The sequence below is a fragment of the Micrococcaceae bacterium Sec5.1 genome, from assembly GCA_039636795.1.
GTDB lineage: Bacteria > Actinomycetota > Actinomycetes > Actinomycetales > Micrococcaceae > Arthrobacter.
The window spans coordinates 157,105-170,931 of the sequence record CP143430.1 but is presented as its reverse complement, the minus strand read 5'-3'; the positions used below and the strand labels follow the sequence as shown (position 1 = coordinate 170,931).

Here is a 13,827-nt window from a genome sequence, read left to right as displayed (position 1 = left end):
GGAGGGTCAATGAGTACAAACGAAACGACTGCTGGTTCGGAGCAGTCGCCGGACAGGCAACGGCATCCGCTGGCGCGAGGGATCGAACTGCTGACCCTCATGGTCGACACCGGCGAGGACTCCTATGGCGTTCGCGAGCTGGCCTCCCTCATGGGTGTCAGCGCGAGTACGGCCCATCGGCTGCTCGGCGACCTGGAGAAGCTTGGGATGGTTGGCCGCACCCGCGACGGCGCATATCGGCTCGGACTCGAGTTCCTGCGGCTTGCCTGGGCCACGACTGCCCGTCTCCCGCTCGAGGAGGCGGCTACGGACATCCTCGGTCAGCTCACCGAGCGCACAGGCGAGTCTTCGTTCTTCGGCGTCTACAACGAACAGCGCCAGCAGATGATGTTCACCCACACAGTGGAATCCCCGCACCCCCTGCGCTACGTTTTGCCGATGCATACTTGGCTGCCTCTGCACGCAGGCGCCAGTGGGCTCGCGATACTCGCCTTCCTACCTGATGAGACCCGGCACGAGATCGTCCACGGCCCACTCCCTGCATTGACTGCACGCACCCGCGTCGACCCAGGCAAGCTCAGCGATCGACTCGATGAAATCCGCCGGGATGGCTATGCCATCTCGCACGGAGAGCGGATCGAGGGTGCGATCTCCGTCGCGGCCCCGGTGTTCGGGCTCTCGGGCACCATCGTCGTCGGTGATATCGGCATCACGATCCCCGAGAGTCGCTTCAATTTGGGCACCGAATCCGAGCTCGTGCGCCTCGTCAAAGACTCCGCTGCGGCCCTCACCGACCGTATCGCAAGCTCCCGGGTGGCCATTCGGCCCCAACCTAACAAGGTGCAGTCCAACGGCGTCGCCTAAGGTAGCGCATTGAGTCGCGCAGTGCCCGTGCGGACATGCACGACGGCGGGCTGCGGCTTCCGGCCCGGGGCCCCGGGCACGGACCTGAGATGCAGTTTCGCTGCAGGAGCGTCTTTGCTGCATGAGCTCCAGCGCCATGAGGAGTGTACTGAGGTCGCGGTAGAGGCGCCTGCCGTGGCCGAAGCCATGCAAAATAGTAGCCAATGCCTCACGCGGCTTCCTCTGGCGATTTGATTTTTAGACCGGTATTCTCGTCTCACCCGTGCGCTGATGGTCGAGTCCTGGAGGTGTTGTGCACCGGTCTGAGCAGCCCCTTCGTGACACGTTTTCTGTTGCGCCACCCCGACCTTCCGTCGACACCGAAGCGCCTGCCGCAGCAGAGGAAACCCTGATCATGGATCTCAGTGCGAGGATCCGCAGTAAACATGCCGCCGAACTGAACGAACTACGCCAGGAAGTAAGCCGATCTTCACAGGGCGAGCCAATCCATAGCGGCCGTCGGCATCACCGACTGGGTCCCACGCCATCGATCGAGAACGAGAACATCAACGTGACGATCGTCGTGGAGACTGTGGAGTGGGGATGGTTCGCCCCCGGCCCAGCCCCGGCTGGGACCTGCGTCACGGTGTCCGTTGCTGCTCATCGCAGGGATAGTGGAGTCCAAGCCTCCCTCTCGTTGACCGAATGCGACTCGTGGCTTCGAGCGCTCCTGCCCGGCCCGTGGATGACGCACGCCTACCGATGCTGCTGCTCCACCGGGTCCGCAAATGCGGGCATCGTCTCCTACCGGTTGTTTCTTGATGCATTCCATAAGCCGACGCCAAAGCCTGCGGAGGTGCTCGCCGAAGGCTGCCAACCACTTCAACTTCTTTAGAGTTTTCGCATCATGGAATCTTGCTTCCGATATTAAACACAAGGGGGCATTGGAATTAGCAGTTCCGAAACACGCCCCTCATAGCGTCATCTGTGACCCCGGCCGTGACCCTTCATGGCCCCGCACAGATAGGCGCCACCTTGAAGACTCCCGCACTCGCTGTTGCTGTGAGGCCAGCGGCAAAGAAGCCACTCTATAAATCCCTGTTCTTCCAGATCCTGGTGGCCGTGGTGCTGGGGGTCGCCATCGGCTACTTCTGGCCGGGCATCGGATCTGCGCTTCGCCCTCTTGGCGACGGCTTTATCCAACTCATCAAGATGATCATTGCGCCACTGATATTCCTGGTGATCGTCACTGGAATCTCGGCGGTAGGCGACGTGAAGTCTGTTGGCCGCGTGGGAGTCAAAGCCCTCGTCTACTTCACCGCCGCCACACTTTTCGCGCTGGCGTTCGGGCTGCTCGTGGCCAACATCGTCCAGCCGGGGGCAGGGTTGAACATTGATCCGGCTTCCCTGTCAGCGGAAGCAGTCAACGCCAAGACCACCACGGCCCCGCCCAAGGACGCAGGGCAGTTCCTGCTGGGCATCATTCCGACCAGCGTGGTTGGAGCGTTCGCATCCAACACGCTGTTGCAGGTCCTCTGTTTCGCCGTCTTCTTCGGGGCGGCCATCGTGGTGGTGGGACGGGAGAAGTGCAAGCCCGTCATCGACCTCATGGAGACCACCCTGGAACTCTTCTTCAAGATCATGTCCTGGGTGATGAGGGTTGCCCCGGTAGGCGCCTTCGGGGCAATGGCATTCATCATCGGCCAGTACGGGCTGAGTTCGTTGAGCACCTACGCCCTGCTGGTGGCGGCATGCTACGGCTCGGCACTGGTCTTTATCGGCTTGCTGTTCATTGTGGCCTGGGTTTACCCACGCGTCCCGCTGTGGCAGTTCATCAAGTACTCCCGCGAAGAGTTCCTCCTGGCACTGGGCACGGCATCCACGGAATCAGTACTGCCGCGAATCATGACCAAGCTGAGCAACGCTGGCTGTTCCCGCGCAACCACTGGGCTGGTGGTTCCCACGGGATACTCTTTCAACCTCGACGGCGCTGCTCTCTACCTTTCCATCTCGTTGCTGTTCCTTGCCCAAGCCTTCGGCCACAACCTCGACTTGGGCCAACAGCTGGCTGCCCTCGGAATCCTCATGCTGACCTCCAAGGGCATGGCAGGCGTTCCCGGCTCGGCCTTCCTGGCCCTCTCCGCCACGGCCGGGGCCCTGGGAATCTTCCCCGTAGCGGGCGTGGCACTACTCCTCGGAGCCGACAGGTTGATGGATTCCATGCGCGTCGTGGTCAACCTGCTTGGCAACTGCGTTGCCACGTTCGTGGTGTCCAAGTGGGAGGGGCAATTCGATCGCGAGGCGATGCTCGCCGCCTTCCGCGGGGAAACCACGACGCCGGAAGCCAGCAAAGAGGCTACGGAACCACCGGTGCCCGTTTCTGTGTAGTCAGCAGCTTTGTCCCTCTTGGTGCCGGATGCGAAAATACTAAGTAACCTGTCAGTTACAGACTTTCTCCGGACGCGCTTCGCGCTGGAATCTCCCGCCATAGCGAACCGAAAGGGATGACCGATGAACACCAATGAGAGGCAACTGGCCCTTGTCACGGGAGCATCCACCGGCATCGGGTACGAGCTTGCGCGGCAGTTCCTCAGCAACGGATTCGACACGATTATCGTCGCTGAAAATGACGGGATCCACGGAGCGGCACAACGCCTGGCCAATCTCGGCGGTGCCGTAACGGCGGAACAGATCGACCTCGCCAGCAGGCAGGGTGTGGAGCAGTTGCGCTCCGCGGTTGCAGCTCTCGGAAGACCACTTGACGCCGTGGCCCTCAACGCCGGGATCGGTGTGGGAGGTCCCTTTGTGGAGACGGACCTTGAACAGGAAATCAGGATTATCGATCTGAACGTGACCTCAACAGTCGCCCTCGCCAAGTGGATCGCGGCGGACATGGTGGAACGCGGTCAAGGAAGGATACTGTTCACCTCCTCAATCATTGCCCGGGGGCCAGCACCCTTCCAGGCCGTCTATGGCGCATCAAAGGCCTTCGTTCAGTCCTTTGGACAAGCGCTGAGGAATGAACTGCGGCACACAGGGGTCACTGTAACCACCCTGCTGCCGGGCCCCACGGAGACTCCGTTCTTTGAACGGGCAGAGCTGATGGACACGAAGGTAGGGACCGAGGAGAAGGACGATCCGGCGCAGGTTGCCGGGCAAGGCTTCAAAGCGATGATGAAAGGTGAAGGTAACGTGCTGGGCGGCTCCCTGAAATCACGCATCATGGGGCTCGGCAGCAACGTCATGCCGGATGCCGCGGGAGCCCAGTTCAACCGGCATTTGAGCGAGCCAGGATCGGGCGACGACTAACTGCCAACAGCACGCCGGTACGTGCTCGGCGTGAACCCCAGGTACTTCTGGAAGTCGTTCGTCAGGTGTGCGTGGTCGGCGTAGCCAAGCCCGGCAGCGATGTCCGCAAGATCAGCGGATGGGTCCAAACGAGCCCTCTCGGCGGCGTCCTGCAGGCGACGGCGACGGATCAGCACTGAGGGGCTGAGGCCGATGTATTTCCTCGCAATTCGCTGGAGCGTCCGCCCAGAGACAGCCAGCCGGGCCGCCACATCCTCAATCCGGGCCACCTCCGGGTCCGAGGCAACAGTGTCCATCATCCGGTTCGCCAACAAGGCTTCTTGGGAAGGAACGTAGTCCAGGGAACCGAGCCACGACACAAAGGCATCCACTGCCTGGTCGCGGCGAGTGCCGCCGTCGGGGGCGTTCATGGCCCGTGCGACAGAACGGTGGAGATCCTCCAACGGCAGCGCCACTTCGGCATCACGCAAGCTGCCCGGATCATCGGCGAACACCGGAACCGCGGCCGGGCGCAGCAGCGCTCCCACTGCCCAACCCTGGCCAGTCAAGTCGCGATAGGCGGCACGGGTTGTTGGACCGGAAAAGACCACATCGTCCAACTGCACAACGAGATTGGATGCGGGGTAGGCGATCAGATGCTGACGGGAGGTGCGGCCTGGCTCAATGTCCCATTCGGGAATCCAGAACCACTGGACCAGCTCCGCAACAGACTCCGGCGCCGCTAAACGGTTGAAGGTGGGAAGCCGCGCCGGGTACAGAATGCCCTTGAACGAACTATCCATAAGAGCCCTCCCCAACAAAGTCTGTCGCGAATTTCCAAGCGCCGCCAGCAGCCCGGCCGGTAGCGTCGTGGACATGACAGATACTACAAGCACTGAGCCAACCACGGCCGCCCACGGCAAGTACACTACCCACGGAATACCCAACGGGCTGACCAGCCTGACGCCCTTCCTCGCCGTACCCGATGCCAAGAATGCGATCGCGTTCTACCGAGACGTTTTCGGGGCACGGGTTGTTGGCGCCACCGAGATGGGCGGAGTTGTGGTCCATGCCGAACTCGACCTCGGGAATGGCCACCTTCAGCTGGGCGAGCCCAACCCGGAATACCACTTGGTCCCGGCACCCGATGGCGATGATGACTGCTACTCCCTGGGCTTCTACTGCCCGGACGCAGACGCACTTGTGCAGCGAGCGGAACAAGCCGGCGCCACCATCCGCGAACCCCTGACCACCTTCGTGTCAGGGGATCGATATGCCAGTATCCGGGATCCTTTCGGCGTGCGCTGGTCCATCATGACCCGCGTGGAAGATCTCTCCGAAGAGGAAAGCAACCGTCGCGTCGAGGAGTGGGCGGCCCAGCAGGGTTAAGAAAGGCACAGGCAGAACGGATGGCCGGCCGGATCAAGGAACACCCTGAAGGTGGTCCCCGGCTGGTGCTCCGCCTTGCTTGCACCGAGCGAAAGAGCCACTTCCTCGCCCTTGTCCAAGTCCTCCACCATTAGATCAAGATGCATTTGTTGAGGAACTTTCTGCCCCGGCCATTCCGGCGCGTGATATGACTCGACCTGCTGGAAAGCGATGCAATTGTTCCCATCGCTGGGACGGATCTCGAACCAATCGGTTTCGCCCTTCACGTCCCAGCCCAGCAGTTCCCCATAAAAGGCGGCGAGGGCGGGCGCATCCGGACAATCGATAACTACACTCGGGTATCGGGCTATTGCCATTTTCCTAAACCTCGTCTGCCGTTTTCTTCATACGGGCCAGCGCGCTCTTGGTGCCCCTTTGGGTGAGAACGTGAACCACCGCCCCGACGCCCGCCGAGACCACAGCGAACACCAGCACTCCCGGCAAGGAATCGTTCAGATCAGTTCCGTCCTTGGGGGCAGGTTTTCCTGTCTTTTTCTCCCAGAGTCCTTCAAGCGTCTTGTTTGCCAGCACGCCAGCTCCAAGGCTGACTGCCAGGCCGAACAATTTCACCAGCAAATTCACGAAAGAATCCTCCATCTGATCGTGCGGTGTTATGCCTGTCAAAACACAATAGGAAGGCGGGGCCGCTGCAACTGCAACGGCCCCGCCCGAATTCCTAGTCCTTCTTGAAGGCGTCCTTTACCTTTTCGCCAGCACCCTTGAGGTCACTCTTGACCTGCTCGCCCTTGCCTTCGGCTTCCAGGCGCTCGTTGTCGGTAAGCTTTCCGGCAGCTTCTTTAGCCTTGCCTGAAATCTTCTCGCCAGCGTTCTCCATCTTGTCGTCAGCACCCATGCCCGCACCTCTTCCTTGTTGTGAACCTGTACCTCTACAACATCACTAATCAGGGTACTTAGCAATATTTGCCCATGAAGACGTCGTGATCACATCTCCCCAAATCCCTCGCGCACCAACCGCCCGACATACTGAACAGCCTTCGCAGCGTCCTTTCCACGGGCCTCCACGCGCAGGGTTGCACCCTGCCCGGCCGCGAGTGTCATGAGCGCCATCATGGACGTCCCGTCGACGTCGTTGATAGTCACCTCAGCGTCAAGGCCGGACAGGCCACCGGCTATCTTCGCGGCAGGCCGCGCGTGGATGCCCATGGGATTAATTAGCTCGAAGTCGCCGGCAGCATCCGGCGCGTCAGTACTTGCGGGCGTGTCAGTACCGGCCGAGGCTTCAGTATCGGTGGAAGCCCTGAATCCAACGGCCTCGGCAGCCTTACGCACCTCCTCGACGCCGGCCCCGCCCTGCGCCGCTACAGCCGCGGCCACGAGCCCTTCAACCAAAGGCGCATCGGCAAGCAGTATGGCGTCAGGATCACTGGCGAATTCGATCGCAGACTCAGCTGTCATTACTGCTGAGCCCAGATCCGTCAGCACCACCACGCCATCGCCTCCCGCATCAATCAGCGACTGCTCGACGGCGGCCAACACCTTCTCGAGGCTGGTGCCAATCCGTGCGTCGTCAGTGCCCCCGGCGGCGACGAGTTCGACGTCGGGCGCCATCTGTGCGGCGAGTTCCACTGCACCTTCAGCGATCTTGCTGCTGTGCGAGACAACCACGATCCCAACTGTCATACGGCGTCGGTTCCCGTGTTTCCTGCGGAGCCGGCCGCTGCTGCTGCCGCGGCGCGCAAGAGCAGTGCCGTGGAGGCCGCTCCTGGATCGCGATGCCCCGCGCTTCGCTCCCCAAGGTAGCTTGCCCGGCCCTTGCGAGCCACCAGCGGATCGGTAGCCACAGCCCCCACTTCGGCTGCCTCGGCAGCAGCTTCCAGGACGGCGAGTACATCACCGCCGTTGGACGCGGCGTTCTGCGCTGCCTCCACTGCCGGCGTCCATGCGTCAATCATGGTCTTGTCACCGGTCTCGGCTTTGCCGCGCGCCACCACGCCGTCGCGGGCAGCGGCGAGCGCGGAAGCCAGCGCCTCTGCATCAATGTCGGTGGAATCACCGAGGGATGTGGCCGCCCGAAGATATGCGGTGCCGTAAAGGGGCCCGGCAGCTCCGCCCACCTTGGACATCAGCGCCATCGCAGCCGCCTTAAGGGCAGCTCCCGCAGTTTCCGGCGGCGTCTCGTCCAGCTTCTGCAGAACCGCCTGGAATCCTCTGTCCATGTTCTCGCCGTGGTCCGAATCGCCAATTGGCCGGTCCAGCTCTATCAGTTCCCTTCGATGTTCTGCCATGGCCTTCGCGGACAGCTTCAGCCAGTCCAGTGCCCATTCAACGCCCAGCCCCATGCTCACGCTCCCCAACGCAGGGCAGCCGTATGAACCGGGGCATCCCACAAACTCGTCAATTCGTCGTCGAGGCGTAGCACGGACACCGAGCAACCTTGCATTTCGAGGGACGTCACGTAGTTCCCTACCAGCGAGCGCTCCACTGTTGCGCCGCGCTCTGCGAGTACCTGGGCGGCCCGGCGATAGACGATGTAGAGCTCACTCTGCGGCGTGCCGCCCATGCCGTTCACGAACAGCAGCACCCTGTCGCCGGAGGAGAGGGAGAGATCCTCAAGCACGGGCTCCAGCAGACGGTCGGTGATCGCGTCAGCGCTTTCCATGGCGATCCTGTGGCGTCCGGGCTCGCCATGGATTCCGATGCCGATCTCGATCTCGTCCTCCGCCAGCTCGAAGCTCGGCGTACCTGCGTGCGGAACCGTGCAGCCAGAGAGAGCGACTCCCATGGTCCGCACATTGGCGGCGACCCGCTCCGCGATGGCGGCAACAGCTTCAAGACCGTCCCCACGCTCAGCGGCAGCACCCGCAATCTTCTCCACGAGCACAGTCCCGCCCACTCCACGGCGGCCCGCCGTGTACAGCGAGTCCTCCACAGCAACGTCGTCGTTTACCAGCACCGAACGTACGTGCACGCCCTCGGCTTGTGCCATCTCCGCCGCAGTCTCAAAGTTCAGGACGTCGCCTGTGTAGTTCTTGACGATATGCACGACGCCGGCACCTGAGTCGACAGCGACTGTCGCCGGTATGATCTGGTCGGGCGTGGGCGAGGTGAAGACGGCGCCGGGCACCGCGGCGTCGAGCATGCCGAGGCCGACGAACCCGGCGTGCAGTGGCTCATGGCCGCTGCCCCCGCCGGATACCAGGGCAACCTTGCCCGCTACAGGTGCGCCTTTCCGGATGACGTACTTGGGCTCGGGATGGACGTCCACGATGTCGGCATGGGCCATGCCGAAACCTTCGACGGACTCGTCCACCACGGCGCGTGGATCATTGATGAGCTTTTTCATGGGATGCTCCTGGGCGTGCTGTGGCTGGTGCTCTGACCCTACTACCGGGCCCGGGCACAGGGTAGGCCTCGTCGCGTGCAGAAGCCGCCAACGCCCGTTAAAGGCCGGCAGGGAGGGCCCAAAGACCTGTCCCTGCCGGAATGACACGCTTAATCTTCGTGGTGCCCGGGCTGCGCGGTGGTGCCTGGAGGACTGAAGTCCGCCTCACTCCGGGCATGGAAGTCGAGCCAAAATGCGGAATACAGGTCCGGGTTTGAGTGGGCCGTCCCCGGCCAGAAAGATTCGTTCGGCCAGGACCCGTGGGGGATGTCTATCTGGAAAGCTGAAAAGTCCGGAAACGTGACACGATCTTGCACGGTCCGCTCCTTAACTGTTCAGCACGGCGTCGCCGCCGGCCGTGACCACGTCTTCGAGCAGCGCGGTCTGATCCATAACAACCGGCTGTTCCGTGGCAGGAAGACCCACTACATGCCCAAAGCTGAACATGTTCTTCGGATCCAGCTCCGCCTTCGCCTTCTTAAGCCGCTCCCGTGCGCTGGGGCCCCAAGGCCGCTCCCTGTCCTCGGCATCCACAAAGTGGCCATGGAGGTTCACAAATGTGCCGGCGTTGGCAGCAGGTCGAAGGTCTGTATGCACGGCCTCGAAAACTGCCGGCAGCATCTCGACAACAGGAGGCATAGCAATGGCAACCATGTAGAAGCTGAACGCCGCATCACGACCGCCCACAATATCCTCGCCCTCCGCGCTCTTGGCGAGGGCGCCGCCCAGCAGCCGGAGTTCTGCCAACAACACTGGGCTATCGACGCCTGGACCGAAGTGCCGCAGGATTGCCTCGGCCGCCTCTTCGTCCAAACGATCAAGCAGGAAGCCACGCTCGCGAACGGGGACTGGCTGGTCCGGATCCTGGTGGATCGTGTCGAATTGGCTTGCTTCCAAAGGGCCGGTGGCGTCCATCATGAACGGGGCGCTTCGGCGCATGGGCTCCAGCAGCTCCGCCGCTGCAGCCAGGTCGCCTTGGTAGGCGTAGCGCAGGTGGATCACAAACTTTCCCCGTAACGGCTCCGGAATCATCTCCATCTCCGGAAGGCGCAAAAACGCCAACGACGCCGATGCCTCCGCAGGTAGCGATGGCACCCATTCCCTAAACGCCCCCAGGACTTCCGGGGCGTGCCCGCCGTCGAAGTAAACACCGCCTGCATAGAGATCGGCGGCTGGGAAGAGGTGGAATTCCATGGCCGTCACAATGCCCAGATTGCCCTTGCCGCCTCGCAGGAGGAAGAACAGCTCAGCGTTCTCGTCCTTGGTCACCCTTTGTTGGGTGCCGTCGGCTGTGACCAGCTCGAAGGCGATGACATGATCCGAGGCAAAGCCGTACTTACGGCCCAGGATTGGCAGGCCCCCGCCCAGCGTGTATCCCACCACGCCCACGTCACTGGTTGAACCACAAAGGCCCATCAAACCGAAGGTCGCAGCAAGGTCAACCACGGCCTTCCAACGAACACCGGCCCCGACCCGGGCAGTCTTCTCAAGGGGGTCGATGCTGAGCTCAAGCATGCGGCGGGTACTGATGAGCAGCCCGCCTTCTATCGCGTTTGTTGCGCCATGCCCCGTGGACTGAACGGCTACGGGCATTCCCCGTTCCGCCGCCCATTTGATAGCCGCCGAAACGTCCTCTGCGTCGAGGGCGCCGAAGGCAACATCCGGCTGGTGTTGAGTGGAGAGGTTGAAGGCCGCTACCTCGGCTGCGAAGCCGGGATCGGCAGGCGTGAACACGGGACCGCGCACGCTGAGTTGGAGTTCTGAAACGCTTGAATTACCTGAAAACGACGCGTGGGACTGCATGATCTTCTCTCGATTGAACGAATGGCGGAAGCTCCCCAGCAAGCCTCGATCAGTTTATCCATCAACTTTAGATAAGAGAAGGGGTTTTAAATCACGCATAATCCGGGCAGGGTTGAACTGCGACCCGACAGCCCTTGTTGAGGGTCCTCTTAGAGGTGCTTGATCATCCGGGTATTGCCCAGCGTATTCGGTTTTACCCGCGCCAGATCAAGGAATTCGGCAACGCCCTCGTCATGCGAGCGCAGCAGCTCCGAGTACACCTGCGGGTCCACGGCCGATTGGTCCTCCATGACCTCAAAGCCGTGACGTTTGAAGAAGTCCACCTCAAACGTCAAGCAGAACACACGGCTGACGCCGAGCTCCTTGGCTTTTTCGACGAGATCCTCCACCAGCACGTGCCCCACGCCCCGCCCCCGCCACGTGTCCGCAGCGGCAAGGGTGCGGATCTCGGCCAGGTCCTCCCACATAACGTGCAGGGCCCCGCAGCCGATCACGTCGCCGTCATGGGATTCGGCAATCCGGAATTCCTGGAGGCTCTCGTAGTACGCCACAGTTTCCTTGGCCATCAAAATCCGCTGCTCCGCGAGAGGGGCAACCAGCCTCTTGATCGCCGCCACATCACTAGTACGGGCAGGACGAAGGCTAAAGGTCGAATTCACTCCCCCATCCTAACGAGACAAAGAGGAGCCCGACCGCGCATGACCTACGCCGGGGCTGAGCCGGGCGGCGCTGACGGACGCCATGGTCACCATTTAGTACCGGAGGGCCGCCGCGAGGCGCTGGTCCTGGGCTATTTGCGTAGCGTGCGTCTAAGCGAGGCACGAGCGAGCACGCGGCAAATGGCGCAGGTCCAGCGCCGGACTCACGCCAGACCCAGCAACGGACTAGATCCCCAACTCCTCCGGCAGCGCCACGTCCTCGCCCAGCACCTGCTGTGCCAGGAAGTGCTCCACGACTCCGTACCAAACCTTCGCGTGCTGCGGCTGGAGGATCCAGTGGTTTTCGTCGGGGAAGTAGAGGAAGCGGTGCGGGCTCTGGCCGTTGTCGTCTGCGGGCAGCTGCGATGAGGACAACAGTTCGTACCAAAGCCGCAGGCCCTCGCCGATCGGTACGCGATAATCCTTGTCTCCGTGGATCACCAGCATGGGCGTCTTGATGTTGCGTACGTTGAGGTGGGGCGAGTTCTCCATCGCCATCTCAACCGTCATTTCCTTCAGCCAGTACTGCGCGGCGTCGGTGGTGGGGCCGAACTGGTCCAGGGCCCACAAACTGGCGTGGGTCACGATCGCCTTGAAGCGGTCCGTCTGGCCTGCCACCCAGTTGGCCATGTAGCCTCCGAAGGACCCGCCCATAGCCGCTGTCCGTGACTCGTCGATGTCCGCCCGCTCGACTACGGCATCTGTGATAGCCATAAGGTCCGAGAAGGGCTTCTTGCCCCATTCACCCCAGCCGCGCTGAATGAACTCCTGGCCGTAACCGGTGGAGAGGGCGGGGTCGGGCAGCAGTACGGCATAGCCCTTGGCGACCAGCAGCCAGGGGTTCCAACGCCAGGTCCAGGCGTTCCATGAGCCCAGCGGTCCACCGTGGATCCACAGCAGGAGGGGAGCCGGGCGGTCTGCGGATGCACCTTCCGGGAGCGCCAGGTAAGCCGGCACGCGCGAGCCGTCCTCCGCCGTCGTTTCCACGCGTTCGAGGTGCCCCTTGTACCTTGGCCGTTCCGCGGGTGCCTGCAACCTCACCACATCTCCGGAAGCGAGGTCGATCCGCACAGCTTCAGCGGGGAACTCGTAGGAGCTCCGCAGTGCGTACGCTGTGGTCCCGTCCGGCGAAACCACGACGTCGGAATACGCCGCAGCGTCTTTCGTCACCCGTGTTACCGCTCCATCGGCGACGTCGATCCGGAAAAGCGGCGACGCGCCGTCGTCGTCCGCTTTCACCAGGATGGCATTGCCTTGCGGGAGCCACTCCAAGGCAGTAGGCCAGCGGTCCCATTGGTGTGCGAGCGGCTCCAGGTCAGTCGTTTCGCTGCCCGATACGTCCAGCAGGTGCAGCTTGATCTGCGGAGCCTGGGTGGGCGTGGTGTCACTTTCGCTCTCCACAACCAACGTGCGGTTGTCCGGGCTGACGGGCCCAGGGAAGTAGCTCATTCCCTCGCGGTCCAGAAGTACCTTCACAGCCCCAGTGGCGACGTCGACGGCGGCAAGCACCTCACGGCTGTCGGCCTTGGCAAGGGCTTTGGTGAGGCTCGTGTAAATGGTCTTGCCGTCCGGACTCACCACAGTTTTGGCTTCCCGCAGCGAACCTCCGACGCCGGGCGTCAGGTTGCGCAACTTAAGCGGAGCCGGAATGTCAACGGTGGTTGGTTTGCCGGCTTCCTTCTCCTCGCCCGGTTCCACTGCAAACAAGCGCGGCTCGGCAGGACCCAGGTCCGCGTCCCAATAGCGGATCGGGTAGCCACTGTGCAGAATGGCGGACACTTTGTTGTCTTTGCGGGTCTTGCGGCGTTCTTCGTCGTTCTCCTCATTGCTGGAACCTGCCAGAACCTCGGCGTTGACGAAGACGGCATCCGCACTCTTTGCCGCCATGACGGAACTGATCCCGCCGGCCCGAGTGTGCACAACCCGAGCTTCTCCCCCACTGGCAGGGAGCAGCCACAGTGCGTTCACCGGATCGGCCTCGGGATCTGCGCTCTCGGGGTCGGGGCGGGAAGACGTGAAGTAGAGATCACCGTTGGCGGCAAAGGCGGCACCGGCCTCGCCTTTGGAACTCCGGGTGATCCGCCGGGCATGGCTTTGGCCGGTGGGGTCGATCTCCCAGAGTGCGGTGACATACTCGGTGCCCTTGCCATTCAGGGTTGAAACGGTAGTGACCAGGCGCTTGCCGTCCGGGCTGAGGGTGAGACCACTGACTCTGGGAATGGAGAGGTAGTGGTCGATGTGGTGAAAAGGAGTTTCAGGTGGCGTGCCTGGGCTTGGGCTGTGAGTCGAATCCATGCTCCGATTCAACACGTATTGTGTCGCCGATCACAGGGTGGTTCACTCAGAGTGAAACAGTACTTTCAGATATGGCGTGATACTGGCGGTACCGGCGCCATTTGCCGCTTGCTGCTCCTTCGTCGCTTT

15 protein-coding genes are annotated in these 13,827 nt (G+C 62.3%); 5 read left to right on the top strand and 10 right to left on the bottom strand.

Annotated features, from left to right (window positions below):
- Nucleotides 1-9: 9 nt before the first annotated feature.
- The 4 genes from VUN82_00845 (at nucleotide 10) to VUN82_00830 (ending at nucleotide 4,152) form a co-directional block, all read left to right on the top strand.
- The gene (locus tag VUN82_00845) at nucleotides 10-864 is read left to right on the top strand and encodes an IclR family transcriptional regulator (protein XAS72434.1); all 855 of its coding nucleotides are present in this window, start codon (nucleotides 10-12) and stop codon (nucleotides 862-864) included.
- Nucleotides 865-1,258: 394 nt separating this feature from the next.
- Nucleotides 1,259-1,738 (top strand): hypothetical protein, encoded by a 480-nt coding sequence (locus tag VUN82_00840; GenBank protein ID XAS72433.1) that lies wholly within the window; start codon nucleotides 1,259-1,261, stop codon nucleotides 1,736-1,738.
- 140 nt (nucleotides 1,739-1,878) lie between these two features.
- Nucleotides 1,879-3,231, top strand: coding sequence for a cation:dicarboxylase symporter family transporter (locus VUN82_00835; GenBank protein ID XAS72432.1), 1,353 nt, complete (start codon nucleotides 1,879-1,881; stop codon nucleotides 3,229-3,231).
- Nucleotides 3,232-3,354: 123 nt separating this feature from the next.
- Nucleotides 3,355-4,152 carry an SDR family NAD(P)-dependent oxidoreductase gene (locus VUN82_00830; GenBank protein XAS72431.1) on the top strand — a complete coding sequence of 266 codons (798 nt, stop codon included), beginning with the start codon at nucleotides 3,355-3,357 and terminating at the stop codon, nucleotides 4,150-4,152.
- Here the strand turns inward: VUN82_00830 and VUN82_00825 are convergent.
- Nucleotides 4,149-4,934, bottom strand: a complete 786-nt coding sequence (locus VUN82_00825; GenBank protein XAS72430.1) for a helix-turn-helix domain-containing protein — start codon at nucleotides 4,932-4,934, stop codon at nucleotides 4,149-4,151. The two genes, VUN82_00830 and VUN82_00825, sit on opposite strands and share 4 nt — an antisense overlap.
- Before the next feature lie 73 nt (nucleotides 4,935-5,007).
- Between VUN82_00825 and VUN82_00820 the strand changes: the two genes are divergently transcribed.
- Nucleotides 5,008-5,520 carry a VOC family protein gene (locus VUN82_00820; GenBank protein XAS72429.1) on the top strand — a complete coding sequence of 171 codons (513 nt, stop codon included), beginning with the start codon at nucleotides 5,008-5,010 and terminating at the stop codon, nucleotides 5,518-5,520.
- Here VUN82_00820 and VUN82_00815 read toward each other — a convergent pair.
- From VUN82_00815 to VUN82_00775, 9 genes are all read right to left on the bottom strand, one after another.
- Nucleotides 5,517-5,876, bottom strand: coding sequence for a VOC family protein (locus VUN82_00815; GenBank protein XAS72428.1), 360 nt, complete (start codon nucleotides 5,874-5,876; stop codon nucleotides 5,517-5,519). The two genes, VUN82_00820 and VUN82_00815, sit on opposite strands and share 4 nt — an antisense overlap.
- Before the next feature lie 4 nt (nucleotides 5,877-5,880).
- A complete protein-coding gene (locus tag VUN82_00810; protein ID XAS72427.1) occupies nucleotides 5,881-6,141 on the bottom strand; it encodes a DUF4235 domain-containing protein in 261 nt (86 codons plus the stop codon).
- Nucleotides 6,142-6,235: 94 nt separating this feature from the next.
- Nucleotides 6,236-6,412, bottom strand: coding sequence for a CsbD family protein (locus tag VUN82_00805; GenBank protein XAS72426.1), 177 nt, complete (start codon nucleotides 6,410-6,412; stop codon nucleotides 6,236-6,238).
- Nucleotides 6,413-6,501: 89 nt separating this feature from the next.
- Nucleotides 6,502-7,200 carry a dihydroxyacetone kinase phosphoryl donor subunit DhaM gene (gene dhaM / locus VUN82_00800; GenBank protein XAS72425.1) on the bottom strand — a complete coding sequence of 233 codons (699 nt, stop codon included), beginning with the start codon at nucleotides 7,198-7,200 and terminating at the stop codon, nucleotides 6,502-6,504.
- Nucleotides 7,197-7,859 carry a dihydroxyacetone kinase subunit DhaL gene (gene dhaL, locus VUN82_00795; GenBank protein XAS72424.1) on the bottom strand — a complete coding sequence of 221 codons (663 nt, stop codon included), beginning with the start codon at nucleotides 7,857-7,859 and terminating at the stop codon, nucleotides 7,197-7,199. The genes dhaM and dhaL overlap by 4 nt, the downstream gene beginning before the upstream one ends.
- A 2-nt stretch (nucleotides 7,860-7,861) precedes the next feature.
- The gene (dhaK, locus tag VUN82_00790; protein XAS72423.1) at nucleotides 7,862-8,863 is read right to left on the bottom strand and encodes a dihydroxyacetone kinase subunit DhaK; all 1,002 of its coding nucleotides are present in this window, start codon (nucleotides 8,861-8,863) and stop codon (nucleotides 7,862-7,864) included.
- A 366-nt stretch (nucleotides 8,864-9,229) separates the two neighbouring features.
- Complete coding sequence (locus VUN82_00785; GenBank protein XAS72422.1) at nucleotides 9,230-10,705, bottom strand: FAD-binding oxidoreductase; 1,476 nt, start codon at nucleotides 10,703-10,705, stop codon at nucleotides 9,230-9,232.
- 149 nt (nucleotides 10,706-10,854) lie between these two features.
- On the bottom strand, nucleotides 10,855-11,364 hold the full coding sequence (locus VUN82_00780; GenBank protein XAS72421.1) for an amino-acid N-acetyltransferase: 510 nt from the start codon (nucleotides 11,362-11,364) through the stop codon (nucleotides 10,855-10,857).
- Between the two features lie 225 nt (nucleotides 11,365-11,589).
- Nucleotides 11,590-13,698 carry an alpha/beta fold hydrolase gene (locus tag VUN82_00775; GenBank protein ID XAS72420.1) on the bottom strand — a complete coding sequence of 703 codons (2,109 nt, stop codon included), beginning with the start codon at nucleotides 13,696-13,698 and terminating at the stop codon, nucleotides 11,590-11,592.
- Nucleotides 13,699-13,827: the final 129 nt, after the last annotated feature.